Origin of the sequence: Pseudomonas sp. (assembly GCF_050739775.1) — a bacterium.
Taxonomy (GTDB): domain Bacteria; phylum Pseudomonadota; class Gammaproteobacteria; order Pseudomonadales; family Pseudomonadaceae; genus Aquipseudomonas.
Window position 1 is genome coordinate 79274 of the sequence record NZ_JBOICA010000006.1, and the last position, 13789, is coordinate 93062.

A 13789-nucleotide genomic window follows, 5' to 3' on the forward strand; every position below is an offset into this window, starting at 1 on the left:
TCCCTAGTCATCTCGGCGCCCTATTGAGGGCAAGCTCGACATCATTCCGACTGAACGGTCAGTGTTCGGACGTCTGAAATTTGAAAACAGCTACTAGTTAAGTCAAAAAACCGCGCAGAGTCAAATTTATGGCGCTCTGTTTCTGGTTTTGCCCAGTTTCAGCTGAACAAATGGTATACCTTTGCCGCGTTTTTGGCTTGCCGGATCTGCGTCATCTCATCGACTATTGTTTGACGCTCGTCACTTGCAACCTCAATTAGTTGCCGGTAAACCCCGAGCAACTCCTCCAGACTGCTACGCAACACCTGTTCGTTGACCGATGCTTCGGCCAGCACATCATCGACGCACAACCGACAGCTGACGTCGAGCTCGCTGATCGCCTCCCAGTCGCGACTGGCCAGGGCACCCAGCAAGGCTTCACGGGTTTGTTCGATACGTTCGAGCACGACACTCATCACAACCTCCTAGACCTCGGCGGATTGATCGCCGATGGCGTCCCAGCCTTCCTTGACGGTAATCAGCAACCGCGCCACCTCGTTGAGGATCTCCGGGTCGTTCTGCACGTTGGCTTCGACCAGGCGCTTGCTCATGTAGGAATACAAGTTATCCAGTTCGGCCAGCGAGTCGGCATGGTTTTCCAGATCCAGGCCTTCGCGCAGACCACCGACGATACCGATGGCCTTGCCGATCAGGATGCCGCGCTGGGCGATGTCATTGCGTGCCATGGCGCCTTTGGCCTGGGCAATACGGTCAAGGCCACCCTGCATCAGCATTTGCACCAGACGATGCGGGCTCGCCTCGGAGGTCTGCGCCACGCCATTGACTTTCTGGTACTGGCGAAGGGCCAACATAGGATTCATGTTCTACCTCGTCACAACTAAATAGGTTTCGTATACCGCTTGTATCGCCTGCGCGTCAAAAAACTTTAGCCATCAAGGCAAAAGCCCGGGACACCTGTGAGGTGTCACCGGGCTTTTGCCGAGCACTAAGAATCAGGAGTTCTTCTTCTGCGCTTCCAGGGCACTGAACAACGAAGAGATGTTGGCAGCCTGAGCCTTGAGCTTACCGACCGCGACATCCATGGCAATGTACTTCTTGGTCAGCGAGGTGGTCAGGCTTTCGATGCGAAAGTCCAAGGCTTGCTGCTGCGAAGCCAGCTGGCGCTGCGAGCGGTTGAGCGCATCGTTGCGTTTGTCGAGCGCCCCGCCAATTTGCAGAAAAGGCTCGGTGGCCTTGTTCATGCGCGCGATCACGCCCTCTTCACTGGTGAATAGCTTCTGTACTTCACTGCCCAGCTTTTTGTCATTCAACGCCGCCTTGAACTTGGTGTCGTTGAACTCAAGGGTACCGTCTTTGGCAGTGTTGATACCCAGCTGGCTCAGGGAAGTCAGGCCGCCGCCGGACTGGGCAACCGCCAGTTCGGAGCGCAACGAGGCCAACAGCGAACGCGTGGTCGGATCGCCAGTCAGCGGCCCCAGCACCGTATTGCCATCAGCATCCTTGCTGGTCGACGTCAGGTTTGCGACCGTCTTGACCAAGGTATTGTAGGCATCGACAAAGGACTGCACATCCTTCTTCAGGCCATCGCTGTTGAGCCCGACCGTGACCGTCGACTTGTCACCTTCGCCCTTGAGCTCCAGGGTCAGGCCGCTGATGGTCTTGTCCAGCTTGTTGGACTTGCTGGTAACCGTCATGCCGTCAATCTTGACCTGGGCATCGATGGCCAGCTCGCCGATGCGGCCCGCCGCATTGCCGGCCATGGCCACACCGCTGCTGATGGTCAGCTCGGGGATACCGCCGACGGAAATGTCCGAACCCGCACCAGTGGTAGTCGAACCGAACACCAGGCGCGAACCACTGCCGTCATTGACGATGTTGGCGGTGATGCCATCCTTGCTCAGGCTGCTGTTGATACTGTCGCGCACCGACTGCAGAGTGGCGTTGGCGCCCACTTCGACATTGTAGGTTTTGCCGCCCTGGGTGATCGCCAGGGTACCGGCAGAAATAGGTGCATCAGCCCCAGTGAACACCTGACTGCCCACCCGGGAGGAGGTCGCGAGCTTGAGCACCTCGACCTGGTAAGTACCGGCCACGGCGGAATTGTTCGCCGTTGCAGTCACCACCTTTTCGTTGCCACTGGTTGCAGCGAAGGCGAGAAACGATGGCGCGTCCTTGTCGTTGAGCTTCTTCAAGGCGGACTGGTAATTCGCCAATGCGCCCTTGAGCGAAGCAACGCCGGAGATCATCGCCGTGTTGTTGGCGGTCTGGCGCTTGATCTGAGAAGCCTTGGCAGACGTGTCAGATTCGACCAGCACCTTGACCACAGCGCCGATGTCCATGCCAGAGCCGGTGCCGATGCTCGCTGTAATTGGGCTTGCCATGAGTAACTCCCTCTCCGTTGCATTGCTCCCTAGCCAATGACTCTAGCGAACATTTGAATCTTAAGGTATCAGACCTTGGCGTCGAACAGCAGGCTGTTCACGTCGCTCAGGCTATGGGCGATTCGTAGCGCCTCTTCCGAGGGAATCTGACGAACCAGCTCACCGGTTTCACTGGCGATCACTTTGACGACAATTCTGCCGGACTCTTCGTCCGTGGAAAATTCGAGATTGCGGCGGTTCGAGGCGATAAATTTCTCGATCTCCTTGACCGCGGACTTCACTTTTTCAGTTTCGGACACATTGTCCCGGGTAGGCGCCTGGGCTTCATTAGCTGCCTGGACTACCTGGGTCGCCGGCTTGTCGGTGGCCTGTTCGGCCGGACGCACGGCCGGATAAGACAAGTTCAGCTTGACGCTCATATCCATGCCTACCACCTCGCAATGCAAAAGGCGGGGGAGCGCAACCAATGCCCTCCCCCGCCGGCAACCATCAGTCGATTACTGAAGCAGCTTCAGAACGGCGGATGGCAGCTGGTTGGCCTGGGCCAGTACCGAAGTCGACGCTTGTTGCAGAGTCTGCTGCTTAGTCAGCTGGGCAGTTTCAGCAGCGAAGTCGGTGTCCTGTACGCGGCCACGAGCAGCTTCGGCGTTTTCGTTGATGTTCTGCAGGTTGTTGATGGTGCTGGTCAGACGGTTTTGTGCAGCACCGAGGTCAGCACGGCTGGTGTTGATCTTCTGCAGAGCGGTGTCGATAGCGGAAACGGCAGCGCTGAAGGTAGCTTCGGCATCGGAGGTGGTGGCACCGGTGATGCTGATGGAGCTGGTAACACCCAGGTCGCTGGCGGTGAACTTGGCGGTCAGGTCGATGGTGATCTGGTTGGCGCCACCGGTGTTGGAACCGACCTGGAAGGTCATGGTGCTGGCCGAACCGTCGAGCAGGTTCTTGCCGTTCAGCTGGGTGCTGTTGGCGATACGGGTCAGTTCCGAAGCCATCGACTGGAACTCTTTGTTCAGCGCGTCACGGTCGTTCGAGCTGTTGGAGTCGTTTCGCGACTGAACAGCCAGTTCACGCATACGCTGCAGAATGTTGGTCTGCTCTTGCATCGCGCCTTCAGCGGTCTGGGCGATCGAGATACCGTCGTTGGCGTTTTTGATCGCCATGGTCTGACCGCGGATCTGCGAAGTCATACGGGTAGCGATCTGCAGGCCGGCTGCGTCGTCTTTGGCGCTGTTGATTTTCAGGCCGGAAGACAGACGGGACATCGAGGTGCTCAGCGCATCGGAAGCACGGTTCAGGTTCTTCTGCACGCCCAGGGAAGTAGTGTTGGTGTTAACGGTTAATGCCATGACGAATTCCTCGTGTTTGGGATACTGCGGCTTCCGGCCCTGGCATCCGCCGGGTGTGGCCTAGAGAACCTTCGTAATAGTTATCGTCGTCTGGCGCGGTTGCTTTAGGGCTTTTTCGAAAATTTTTACTGGCACCCTGCCACCCCAACAAAATCAAGGCTTTGACGCCAAATAAGTAGCACATAGCAAACAGCAGACAGAAAAAAAAAGCGCTGCGAGATCACCCGACAGCGCTTTATATAGAAAGCAGCGGCGCGCTCAATCGGCACGTTCGATGATCGCCGACCCCCAGGACAAGCCGACACCGAAGCCGCTGAGGGCAACACGCTTGTGACTGGAGCCAAGCACATGCTTTTCCAGCAGCAACGGAATGCTCGAGGACACGGTATTACCGGTCTCAACCATATCCTTGACGAACTTATCCGGGTCATCCTCGAAACGGCGAGCCACCGCATCGACGATTGCCGCGCTCCCCTGATGAATGCAGAACAGATCGATGTCGTCAGCGACCAGCCCGCTTTCGCCCAACAGCTCATGCAGGTGCGCGGGCACCTTAAGCAAGGCGAAGTTGAACACCTGGCGACCGTTCATAAAGAACACGCCATCACTGACCTTCAAATGTGGAGCACCGCCACCGTCGGTACCGAACTTGGCTTTACCCAACTGCCAGGAGGCGTCCTCGCCCATCCAGGTCACAGTGGCAGCGTCACCAAACAACATAGTGGTGTTGCGGTCTTCAGGGTCAACGATCTTCGAATAAGGGTCGGCGGTGATAAGCAGGCCATTTTTCAGACCTGCTGCCTCCATGAACCCCTTCATGGCGTAAATGCCATAGACATAACCGGAGCACCCCAGGGAAATGTCGAAAGCCGCGACGTGAGTCGGCAGGCCGAGTTTGTCCTGAACAATGGCAGCTGTATGCGGCAAGCCTTCCTCATCACCGTTCTGAGTGACCACGATCAGCGCGTCGATGGATGCTGGAGACAGGTTCGGATTGGCAGCGAACAGAGCCTTGACCGCTTCGACACACAAGTCGGAAGTTTCCTGGGCCGCATCCTTGCGAGGCAAGAACGTCGAACCGATCTTGCCGAGAATGAACTCTTGGTCCTTGGCGAACTTCGCACCTTGGGCGTAGTTGTCCACACCCTCGACTGGTACGTAACTCGCGATGCTTTTGATGCCAATCATTGTGGCTTCCCGATAGAAATGCGGATTTTCCCGGGCACTGGGACCTGGTTTCAAGGATTGCGAGCCTGCGCAACCCTACCCCCCAGTACCGCCCGACGACTCAATAGACTAATGATGCACGATTCGACTGCCAAGTCACTGTTATGCACCGATTACTCAGCAGGTCTGCTGTGGGCCTCGCTCGGCTCACGGGATTAATTCCGGCAGAAAAAGAGTTGGCCAGTTTTTTGCTGGATGACATCCAAGCCGTCGGTTTCATGACGAAAACGCCGCCGACATCGCACCTGACATTACTACACGGCGCCCTCCTCGCACCGAGTGCCATTATTCAGTCATCACGAGCAGTGCTTCCATGGCCAACCCCATCACCGTCACCAGCCCGTTACTGCCATCCCTGGAAGAGTTCATCCCTTACCTGGAAAAAATCTGGGAAAGCAAGCGGCTGACCAATGCCGGCCCCTTCCATGAGCAACTGGAGCAGGAGTTGGCCGAATACCTGGGCGTCAAGCATATCTCGCTGTTTTCCAACGGCACGCTGGCACTGGTAACCGCACTGCAGGCGCTGCGAATTACCGGTGAAGTCATCACCACGCCCTACTCGTTCGTGGCCACAGCCCATTCGTTGCTGTGGAACAATCTCAAACCGGTGTTCGTCGACATCGACCCGCGGACCAACAACCTGGATCCGCAACGCATCATTGAAGCCATCACTCCGGCGACCACGGCCATCCTGCCGGTGCATTGCTATGGCATTCCCTGCGATGTCGAGGGCATCCAGGAAGTCGCTGACACCTACGGCCTGAAAGTCATCTACGACGCCGCACACGCCTTTGGCGTGCGCCAGAACGGCACCAGCATCCTCAACAATGGCGACCTTTCGATCCTCAGTTTCCATGCCACCAAGGTGTTCAATACCTTTGAAGGCGGGGCCATTGTCTGCCAGGACGAGAAGCTCAAGCGGCGCATCGACTTCCTGAAGAACTTCGGCTTTACCGACGAAGTGACGATCATGGCCACTGGCATCAACGGCAAGATGAACGAAATACAGGCCGCCTTCGGCGTACTGCAACTTCGCCATATCGACAATGCCCTCGAGCGCCGTCGCCTGGTCTACGAACGCTACCGCAGTGCCTTGGAGGGGCTGGATGGCATCAGTATCCTCCAACAACCTGAAGGACTGGATTGGAACTACGCCTATTGCCCTATCCTGGTCGACGGCGAGCGATTCGGCCTCAGTCGCGATGAGCTGTATGAGCGCTATCGCGCCCAGGATATCCTGGTGCGCCGCTATTTTTATCCGCTGATCTGTGAGTTTCCGATGTACCGCGGGCTGCCCAGTTCAGACCTTGGCCAGTTGGCTCATGCCCATCAAGTATCGCGCCAGGTGCTGTGCCTGCCAATTTACCCGGACCTGGAAGCGCAAACCCAGGCGAAAATCATCGAGGTACTGCTCGGAGCCCGAGCGGCATGAACCTGCTCAGCACCTCTGCCAGCATTCATCCCGTAGGCGAAAAGCACAAGCGGATTGCACTCATGCAACCGTACTTGTTGCCGTACCTGGGATACTTTCAACTGATTGCCGCTGCCGATTGCTTCGTCCTCTACGACAACGTGCAGTTCATCAAGAACGGCTGGATCGAGCGCAACCGCTACCTGCTCGACGGCGAGGCAAAGTGGTTTCGGGTCTCACTGAGCAAGGGCAGCCATCAGCAGCAGATCATGGACAGGCGTATCGCCGAGCAGTTCGATCCCGGTGAAATCCTCAACAAACTGGGCTTTGCCTATCGCAAAGCCCCCCATGTTCAGCCACTGCTGAGCTGGCTGGAAGCGCTGCTTGCCGAGCCGGCGTCCAGTATTGCCGAACTCAACGAGCGCATACTCAGGGCCTGCTGCGCCCTTATCGGCCTGCAGACCCCCATCACTCGCGCCAGTGATCTGTCTATCGGCACCGACAGCAAGGCTCAGGAGCGGGTACTGGAGGTGGTACGCGCCTGCGGCGCCAGCCATTACCTGAACCCCATCAATGGCGGACACCTCTACCAGGCCGAAGCATTCCAGCAGGCCGGCATTACCCTTGAACTGCTCAGTGCGACGCTGCCGGGCTACCGGCAAGGACCTGGCAATCACCCCTTCGCTGCCGGCCTTTCAATTCTCGATGCGCTGATGTTCAACGAGCCAGAGACGGTGGGGGCCTGGGCCAAACGCGGAGAAATCGTAAGTGCCTGACGCTATCGGCGGCTACTTCGAGCTGGAGTTGCGCAAGGGCCAGAATCCTTATCCGCAAGCCCTGGGTTTCAATTCGGCCCGTTCCGCCTTCAGGGCTCTACTGGTAGCACGCAGAGTGAGCAAGGTCCATCTTCCTCACTACCTCTGTAATGTCATGCAGGAAGCACTGAATGGAACCAACATCGAACAGCTGCGTTATGGCCTGTCCGATGAACTGCAGTTGCAGAGCCTGCCGACATTGAATCCTGATGAAGCACTGCTTTACGTCGATTATTTCGGCCTGAAGAGCGACTACATCCGCGAAGTGCTTGCTCCACACTACAAACACCAGTTGATCGTCGACAACTCGCAGGCGCTGTTCAGCGAGCCATTACCCGCGACTGCGACACTCTACTCGCCGCGAAAATTCGTCGGCGTTGCCGATGGTGGCTGGCTGGTCAATGCACCGAGCAATTTGCCAACCGCTGCGCCCAGCTACTCCCAGGGGCGTTTTGCTGCGTTGCTCGGTCGCCTGGAAGATGCTCCACAGCAACACTACGCCGCGTTCCAGAGCTGCGAACAGACCCTGCAGCAAGAGGGCGTGAAAGCGATGTCCGCCAGTACCGCGCGACTGCTGGACAGCATCGACTATGCGTGGATCGCGCAACAACGAACGAGCAATCTGGCGCACTTGCGCCAGCGCCTGGACGAACACAATCTCTTCACGGCCTGGCCATCCCGGCCAGTCGCTGGCCTTTGCTATCCGCTACTGCTTGCCTGCGCCGAAGCCACTGCCCGTTTGCGCGCGCACCTGCTGGAACACTCGATTTTCGTGCCCTGTTACTGGCATGAAGTACTCCAGGCTGCTGCGACGCCAGCCATAGAAAGAAGCTGGGCTCAGTGCTTGCTACCGCTACCCATCGACCAGCGATACAGCGTCGATGATATGGATCGCCTTGCCGACACCATCCTTCAACACATGAGGACATCATGAGCATTCGAGGTCAACGCATACTGCTCAGGGCACTGGATCTTGAGGACCTGCCACTGCTGCACCAATGGTCCAATGATGAAGCGTTATGGAGCTTGCTCGGCGGCTGGCATTTCCCGACCTCCCGTGAAGCGCAACGGGAGTGGTTACTGGGTTTGAAAAGCGACCGCCTGAACCAGCGCTTCGGCATCGAAGTTCCGGGACAGGGCCTGATCGGCACAGCGAACCTGGTCGACATCGACTGGAAAAACCGCACGGCCGAACACGGCATGATGATTGGCGACAGCACCCTGCGGGGCAAGGGTTACGGCACAGACGTGATCGCCACGGTGATGCGCTATGCCTTTGACGAATTAGGCCTGAGCCGCTTGTCGACCACGATCATCGAGTACAACGCTGCGTCCCTGGCCACCTATACGCGCAAGACGCCCTGGCTCATCGAAGGCGTGCAGCGTCAGTGGTACTACCGTAAGGGCCAGCGCTGGGACCGTATCCTGCTCGGTGTAACCGCCGAGGAGTACCGCGCCTGGCAGGCTGCCCGAGCGCACAGTCATGAATAATCTCTGGCAAGAACTGCAGGCCAACGGTTATGCCTGCATGCACGACCTGATCGACCAGCCGCTGCTTGCAGCATTGCGCGAAGACCTGGCCAGCGCGATTGAAACCTGTCGCCGCGTTCAGCTGGAAAACGGCATCACTCAACGCACCGAGCAGACAGCCCACCACATCCTGACACCAGAGAGCCACTTCGTAGCCCTGCTCGACCGTTTCTCGCAGTGGGGGATTATCGAAACCCTGCAACACATGCTCGGTGGCGTTCCGATCCTCAACTCCTTCGGCGGTCTGAACAACCTGAACAGCACCAATGCTTATGTGCGCAATGTGCATCGGGATGTGCGTTCCTGGTCTGCCGAGTCGATGCAGATGGCCCAGGCCCTGGTGCTGCTGGACGATTTCACTGTAGACAACGGCGCCACTTTGTTTTTGCCCGGGTCGCACACTGCCTCGCACAAGCCCGACGAGCATGTTTTCGAATCATTGGCCCGCAAGGCGTTGGGTAGTGCCGGCTCGATCTACCTGTTCGACTCACGCATCTGGCATGCCGCGGGCATCAACAACACCGCACTGTCACGCCGTTGCCTGACCCTGACCTTCACCCGCAGCTGTTTCAAACCGCAGTTCGACTACTGCCGCGCACTGGGCGAGGACTTCTGCCGTTCGCAGGCACCTGCGGTGCAACAACTGCTGGGGTGGTACGCCCGTACCCCCTCGACCCTCCACGAGTGGTATCAGCCTGAAGAGCAGCGCTTCTACCGGAAAAACCAGGGATAACGTCATGTCGACACGCGACTACAACAAAGAATTTCAGGACAACGCTCATCGCAGCTACTTCTACGATTTTGACGCACGCCTGCGCCGCTACATGCTCGATAGCTTCGGCCCCTGGCTGGCTGAGGGCGCAACCTTGGAGATGGGCTGTTTCGAGGGTGCGTTCACAGCGCTGTTCGCCGAGCGTTTTTCCGACCTGACGGTAATCGAAGCAGCCAGCGACCTCATCGACGTCACCCGCAACAAGGTCGGCGCCGGCGTCAAATTCGTCTGCAGCACCTTCGAAGAGGCCGAACTCGAACCGCGGTTTTCCAACATTTTCCTGATCCACACCCTGGAGCATCTGGATGATCGCAAGGCAGTGCTTGAACGGGTGCGCACATGGCTTGCTCCAGGTGGCCGGCTGTTCATCGCCGTGCCAAACGCCAATGCGCCATCACGCCAGATTGCAGTGAAGATGGGACTGATCGAACACAACAGCGCGGTGACCGAAGGCGAGCGCCTGCACGGTCATCGGGTGACCTATAGCCTTGACACCCTTGAGCAGGAAGTCCGCAGCGCGGGCTGGAAGGTCGCTCAGCGTGGTGGTGTGTTCTTCAAGCCATTGGCCAACTTCCAGCTGGACAAGGCCCTGGAAAGCCAATTGATCGACGACCGTTTCATGGATGCCTGCCACGCGCTTGGCATGGTCTACCCCGACCTGTGCGCCAGCGTCTACGTCGTTTGCGAGCACCCCGCCAGCCACAAGGCCAAGCCATGATCACCCCGTCCCTGCATGGCAAGCCACGCCACCCCTATTACATCTTCGGCCCAGACTATCGGGAAACATCTTCGGGTATCTGTGTCCTGCACTACCTTTGCCACGCCCTCAACCTGGCTGGCTACGAAGCCTATCTCTCGAACTGCCAGGTCAACCCGAATCTGCGTACCCCGATCCTGACCGATGAAGTTCGCCGGCACCATCAAGCGATCGGCCTGGCCCCTATCGCGGTTTACCCCGAAGTAGTCGACGCCAACCCGTTCGCGGCCCCCATCGTTGCTCGCTACATCCTCAACCGCGAGGGCTTCCTCACAGGCCGGGCAATCGATGCACAGGAGTCGGACCTTTTCTTCTACTACACCCAGGACTTTCGCGGTGACGGCAAGAGCACCAACTTGCTCTTGCTGCCGGTCATCGACTCAGAACTGTTCTCGCCGCCCCTCGAACCCGTACAGCGTAGCGGCAACTACCTCTATCTGAATCGCATCGACAGGGCAAAGGTCGACTATTCGCTGCTGCCTGACGATATCGAAGTCCTGAGCCTGGCCAATCCGAAAACCCTGGCCGAGCTGGCGCAGATCTTTCGCAGCGCAGAAACACTGTACAGCTACGAGATTTCGGCGACCTGCACCGAAGCGATGCTCTGCGGCTGCCCGGTCATCTACATGCCCGGCGGCCACGTCAAGACACAGCCTTTCACTGAACAGTTCGGCGACGCCGGTTCGGCGCTCTATGACGAGCCCGGTGGCCTGGAGCGTGCCCGTGCGACAGTCATGCAGGCACGCATGCGCTGGCTGGATATAGAAAGAGCGTTCTGGCCCCAGCTGGAGCGCTTTCTGGAAATAACCCAACAGGCGGCAAGCCAGCACATCGTCGACAACCGGATACCGTCGCTCAAGGAATGGTTGCAGCATCGCGTGCTGACCCCCATCCAGCAACAGTTGGTCGATCAGCGCCGCCAGCAGTTGCACGGACAGGCCAGCCTGACCCTGCTGGTGCGTGACCCGCTCGGTGATGCCGCCGCCTTGAGCGACACCCTCGAAAGCCTGGCGCTGTGGCAATCGGCGTCGTCCATTCGCTTGCGTACCGTGATCCTGAGTACAAGCCCGGGGCCTGCCAGCCTGAGTGGCAGCCTGCTCTGGCTGACCTGCGAGCCAGGCGCAATTGAGCTGAACGAGATCCTTCAGGCTGACGATAATGAGTGGTTCATGCTACTCACCGCTGGCGATGAAATGCTGCCGGCCGGTACGCTGATGCTCGACCTCGAGCTAGCCAGCGCCGATGGCTGCAGGATGCTCTATTGCGACGGCATGCTCCGCTCAGCGGACGGGCCGAGCGCGGTGCTGCGTCCATGCGCCAACCTCGACTATCTGCTCAGCCTGCCGCTGGCGATGGCCAGCCACTGGTTGGTACGCCGGGAACTGGCGTTGCAGGTGGGTGGATATGACCCACAGCTTCCCCAGGCGCTGGAGCTGGACCTGATCCTGCGACTGATTGAAGTCGCAGGCATGAGCGGCATCGCTCACCTGGACGAACCACTGGTGGTGAGCAACACGCCGACGCTCGCGGACAACCCGGACGAGCACAGGGCCCTGCTGCGTCACCTCGGCAACCGCGGCTATGACAACGCCGAGGTATTGCAGGAGCCACCTCGGCACTACCACATCAAGTACGGCCATGAGCAACAGCCACTGGTGTCGATCCTGATTCCCAGCCGCGATCAATTGCCACTGCTGCAACGCTGCGTGGAAAGCCTGCTGGCGAAAACCAGCTACCCCCACTTCGAGATAATCCTCGTCGATAACGACAGCCAGTCGCCGCAAACCCTGGCCTGGCTCAACGAGATGGCCTCGATCGGAGGCGAGAAGCTGAGGGTGATCCACTATCCCCACCCTTTCAATGCCAGTGCCATCAACAATCTGGCCGCCAGCCAGGCACGCGGCGAATACCTGGTGTTGCTCAACAACGAGACCGCGGTGCTGCGCGAAGACTGGCTGGAGCAGTTGCTCAACCATGCCCAGCGTCCCGAGGTCGGCGTGGTGGGTGCCAAGCTGATCAGCCCTGCAGCTACCATCCAGCACGCCGGCCTGATCAGCGGCCTGCACGGACCGGCAGGCAGCCCTTTCATCGATCAACCGGCCAATGCCAGTGGTTACCTGCAACGCTTGCAGGTCGACCAGAACATCAGCGCGGCCAGCGCCGCATGCCTGATGATCGGCACAGCGCTCTATCATGAAGCGGGCGGTATGGACGCGGAACTGTTCCAGGTGACCTGCAATGACCTGGACTTGTGCCTGAAGGTCGCCAACCTTGGCTACCTGAATGTCTGGACCCCCCATGCAGTCATGCTGCACGAAGGTGGCGCGAGCTGGGCTGAAGCCCAGAAAAACCCGCAGAACAGACAGCGCTTCGCCCTCGACCAACAACAGGCCTATTGCAAATGGCTGTCAGTACTGGCCAATGATCCGGCCTACAACAAGAACCTGTCGTTGCAGGGTAATGGCTTCGAATTCGAAGCCGTTCATGGGCTGACCTGGAAACCGCTGTCCTGGCGCCCGCTGCCGGTGGTGCTGGCCCATCCGCTGCAGGCCGCAGATGCTGCCAGGGAGCGCGTGCTGGAACCCTTTGAACTGATGCGTAGCGCCGGCCTGATCGATGGCTGCCTGAGCAGCAGGGTGTTGAGCCCTGTAGCGCTTGAACGCTTCCAGCCGGATGTGGTGGTGTTCCAACGCCTCACCGACCTGCAGCGCCTGAACCAGATGCAACAGGTGCAGCAATTCTCCGCGGCCTTCAAGGTGCTCGAGGTGGATTGTTTCGTGCCGGCGCTGGCAGGGCTGGAAGCAAGCGATGAACAACTGGGCTGGGACGCATTGCGCCAAGCCGCTAGCCATGTCGATCGGATCATTGTTCCAACCCAGAGGCTAGCCGATACCCTGGAGGGGCTGCACCGGGACATCCGCGTGGTCGAGACGCGTCTTGGCGAACAATGGCGGCATCTGCCGCAGCCTGTGCGACTGGCCGGCAAGCCGCGCATTGGTTGTGCCTTCGAGCACCGCCAGGCAGATAGCCAACACCTGCTTGAAGGACTGATCAGGCAGTTGGCCGAACAAGTGGACTGGGTACTCTGGGGCGACGTGCCAGCATCCTTGCGACCCTTCGCCCGCGAGCTTCACGAAGGCGACCTGCAGACCAAGCCGGCGGTGCTGGCCAGCCTGAACCTGGATATTGCCTTGGCGGTGCTCGGCAACAGCATTTTCGACCAGTGCCGCAGCGCCCTGCAATTGCTGCAGTTGGGCGCCTGTGGTTATACCGTGATCTGCAGTGATGTCGCGGCTTTCCACGGCGACTACAGTGTCACGCGGGCAGGCAATAATGAAGATGACTGGCTAAAAGCCCTTCACCAGCACCTGGACGATCCCGAAATGTCACGCCGGCAAGGCATTGAATTGCGTCAGCAAGTATTCGAGCGAGGCATGCTTGACGCCGCGCACATGCTCACCTGGCGCAATGCCTGGCTACCCGCTTGAGGTAAACCAACGCCCATGAAAAAGCCGGGTTCTTACCCGGCTTTTTCTATTGCATTGAATCT

At 58.7% G+C, this 13789-nt stretch carries 13 protein-coding genes; 7 read left to right on the forward strand and 6 right to left on the reverse strand.

The window, feature by feature from the left end; translation table 11 throughout:
* Window positions 1-158 precede the first annotated feature (158 nt).
* From ACRESH_RS05205 to ACRESH_RS05230, 6 genes are all read right to left on the reverse strand, one after another.
* Entirely contained in the window at window positions 159-455 is a 297-nt protein-coding gene (locus ACRESH_RS05205) for a flagellar protein FliT (protein ID WP_431740956.1), read from the reverse strand.
* Between the two features lie 9 nt (window positions 456-464).
* Window positions 465-860, reverse strand: coding sequence for a flagellar export chaperone FliS (fliS, locus tag ACRESH_RS05210; protein WP_431740957.1), 396 nt, complete (start codon window positions 858-860; stop codon window positions 465-467).
* Between the two features lie 132 nt (window positions 861-992).
* Entirely contained in the window at window positions 993-2381 is a 1389-nt protein-coding gene (gene fliD, locus ACRESH_RS05215) for a flagellar filament capping protein FliD (protein WP_431740958.1), read from the reverse strand.
* A 68-nt stretch (window positions 2382-2449) separates the two neighbouring features.
* On the reverse strand, window positions 2450-2806 hold the full coding sequence (locus ACRESH_RS05220) for a flagellar protein FlaG (protein ID WP_431740959.1): 357 nt from the start codon (window positions 2804-2806) through the stop codon (window positions 2450-2452).
* Between the two features lie 72 nt (window positions 2807-2878).
* The gene (locus ACRESH_RS05225; RefSeq protein ID WP_431740960.1) at window positions 2879-3727 is read right to left on the reverse strand and encodes a flagellin domain-containing protein; all 849 of its coding nucleotides are present in this window, start codon (window positions 3725-3727) and stop codon (window positions 2879-2881) included.
* A 258-nt stretch (window positions 3728-3985) separates the two neighbouring features.
* Window positions 3986-4915, reverse strand: a complete 930-nt coding sequence (locus tag ACRESH_RS05230) for a ketoacyl-ACP synthase III (protein WP_431740961.1) — start codon at window positions 4913-4915, stop codon at window positions 3986-3988.
* A 352-nt stretch (window positions 4916-5267) separates the two neighbouring features.
* Between ACRESH_RS05230 and ACRESH_RS05235 the strand changes: the two genes are divergently transcribed.
* From ACRESH_RS05235 to ACRESH_RS05265, 7 genes are all read left to right on the forward strand, one after another.
* Complete coding sequence (locus tag ACRESH_RS05235) at window positions 5268-6386, forward strand: DegT/DnrJ/EryC1/StrS family aminotransferase (protein ID WP_431740962.1); 1119 nt, start codon at window positions 5268-5270, stop codon at window positions 6384-6386.
* A 62-nt stretch (window positions 6387-6448) separates the two neighbouring features.
* Complete coding sequence (locus ACRESH_RS05240) at window positions 6449-7141, forward strand: WbqC family protein (RefSeq protein ID WP_431740963.1); 693 nt, start codon at window positions 6449-6451, stop codon at window positions 7139-7141.
* Window positions 7134-8114: a hypothetical protein gene (locus ACRESH_RS05245; RefSeq protein ID WP_431740964.1), complete on the forward strand. Its 981-nt coding sequence runs from the start codon at window positions 7134-7136 to the stop codon at window positions 8112-8114. The genes ACRESH_RS05240 and ACRESH_RS05245 overlap by 8 nt, the downstream gene beginning before the upstream one ends.
* Window positions 8111-8671: a GNAT family N-acetyltransferase gene (locus ACRESH_RS05250; protein ID WP_431740965.1), complete on the forward strand. Its 561-nt coding sequence runs from the start codon at window positions 8111-8113 to the stop codon at window positions 8669-8671. Before ACRESH_RS05245 ends, ACRESH_RS05250 begins: the two co-directional genes overlap by 4 nt.
* Window positions 8664-9443: a phytanoyl-CoA dioxygenase family protein gene (locus tag ACRESH_RS05255; RefSeq protein ID WP_431740966.1), complete on the forward strand. Its 780-nt coding sequence runs from the start codon at window positions 8664-8666 to the stop codon at window positions 9441-9443. The genes ACRESH_RS05250 and ACRESH_RS05255 overlap by 8 nt, the downstream gene beginning before the upstream one ends.
* Before the next feature lie 4 nt (window positions 9444-9447).
* Entirely contained in the window at window positions 9448-10200 is a 753-nt protein-coding gene (locus tag ACRESH_RS05260) for a class I SAM-dependent methyltransferase (RefSeq protein ID WP_431740967.1), read from the forward strand.
* Entirely contained in the window at window positions 10197-13727 is a 3531-nt protein-coding gene (locus ACRESH_RS05265; protein WP_431740968.1) for a glycosyltransferase family 2 protein, read from the forward strand. The genes ACRESH_RS05260 and ACRESH_RS05265 overlap by 4 nt, the downstream gene beginning before the upstream one ends.
* Window positions 13728-13789: the final 62 nt, after the last annotated feature.

What these genes read in the sequence shown, in the direction of transcription:
- ACRESH_RS05235 (WP_431740962.1), top strand. Translation starts at nt 5,268, where the DNA reads ATGGCCAACCCCATCACCGTCACCAGCCCGTTACTGCCATCCCTGGAA.
- ACRESH_RS05265 (WP_431740968.1), top strand. Translation starts at nt 10,197, where the DNA reads ATGATCACCCCGTCCCTGCATGGCAAGCCACGCCACCCCTATTACATC.
- ACRESH_RS05250 (WP_431740965.1), top strand. Translation starts at nt 8,111, where the DNA reads ATGAGCATTCGAGGTCAACGCATACTGCTCAGGGCACTGGATCTTGAG.
- ACRESH_RS05220 (WP_431740959.1), bottom strand. Translation starts at nt 2,806, where the DNA reads ATGGATATGAGCGTCAAGCTGAACTTGTCTTATCCGGCCGTGCGTCCG.
- ACRESH_RS05260 (WP_431740967.1), top strand. Translation starts at nt 9,448, where the DNA reads ATGTCGACACGCGACTACAACAAAGAATTTCAGGACAACGCTCATCGC.
- ACRESH_RS05205 (WP_431740956.1), bottom strand. Translation starts at nt 455, where the DNA reads ATGAGTGTCGTGCTCGAACGTATCGAACAAACCCGTGAAGCCTTGCTG.
- ACRESH_RS05255 (WP_431740966.1), top strand. Translation starts at nt 8,664, where the DNA reads ATGAATAATCTCTGGCAAGAACTGCAGGCCAACGGTTATGCCTGCATG.
- fliS (WP_431740957.1), bottom strand. Translation starts at nt 860, where the DNA reads ATGAATCCTATGTTGGCCCTTCGCCAGTACCAGAAAGTCAATGGCGTG.
- ACRESH_RS05240 (WP_431740963.1), top strand. Translation starts at nt 6,449, where the DNA reads ATGCAACCGTACTTGTTGCCGTACCTGGGATACTTTCAACTGATTGCC.
- fliD (WP_431740958.1), bottom strand. Translation starts at nt 2,381, where the DNA reads ATGGCAAGCCCAATTACAGCGAGCATCGGCACCGGCTCTGGCATGGAC.
- ACRESH_RS05225 (WP_431740960.1), bottom strand. Translation starts at nt 3,727, where the DNA reads ATGGCATTAACCGTTAACACCAACACTACTTCCCTGGGCGTGCAGAAG.
- ACRESH_RS05230 (WP_431740961.1), bottom strand. Translation starts at nt 4,915, where the DNA reads ATGATTGGCATCAAAAGCATCGCGAGTTACGTACCAGTCGAGGGTGTG.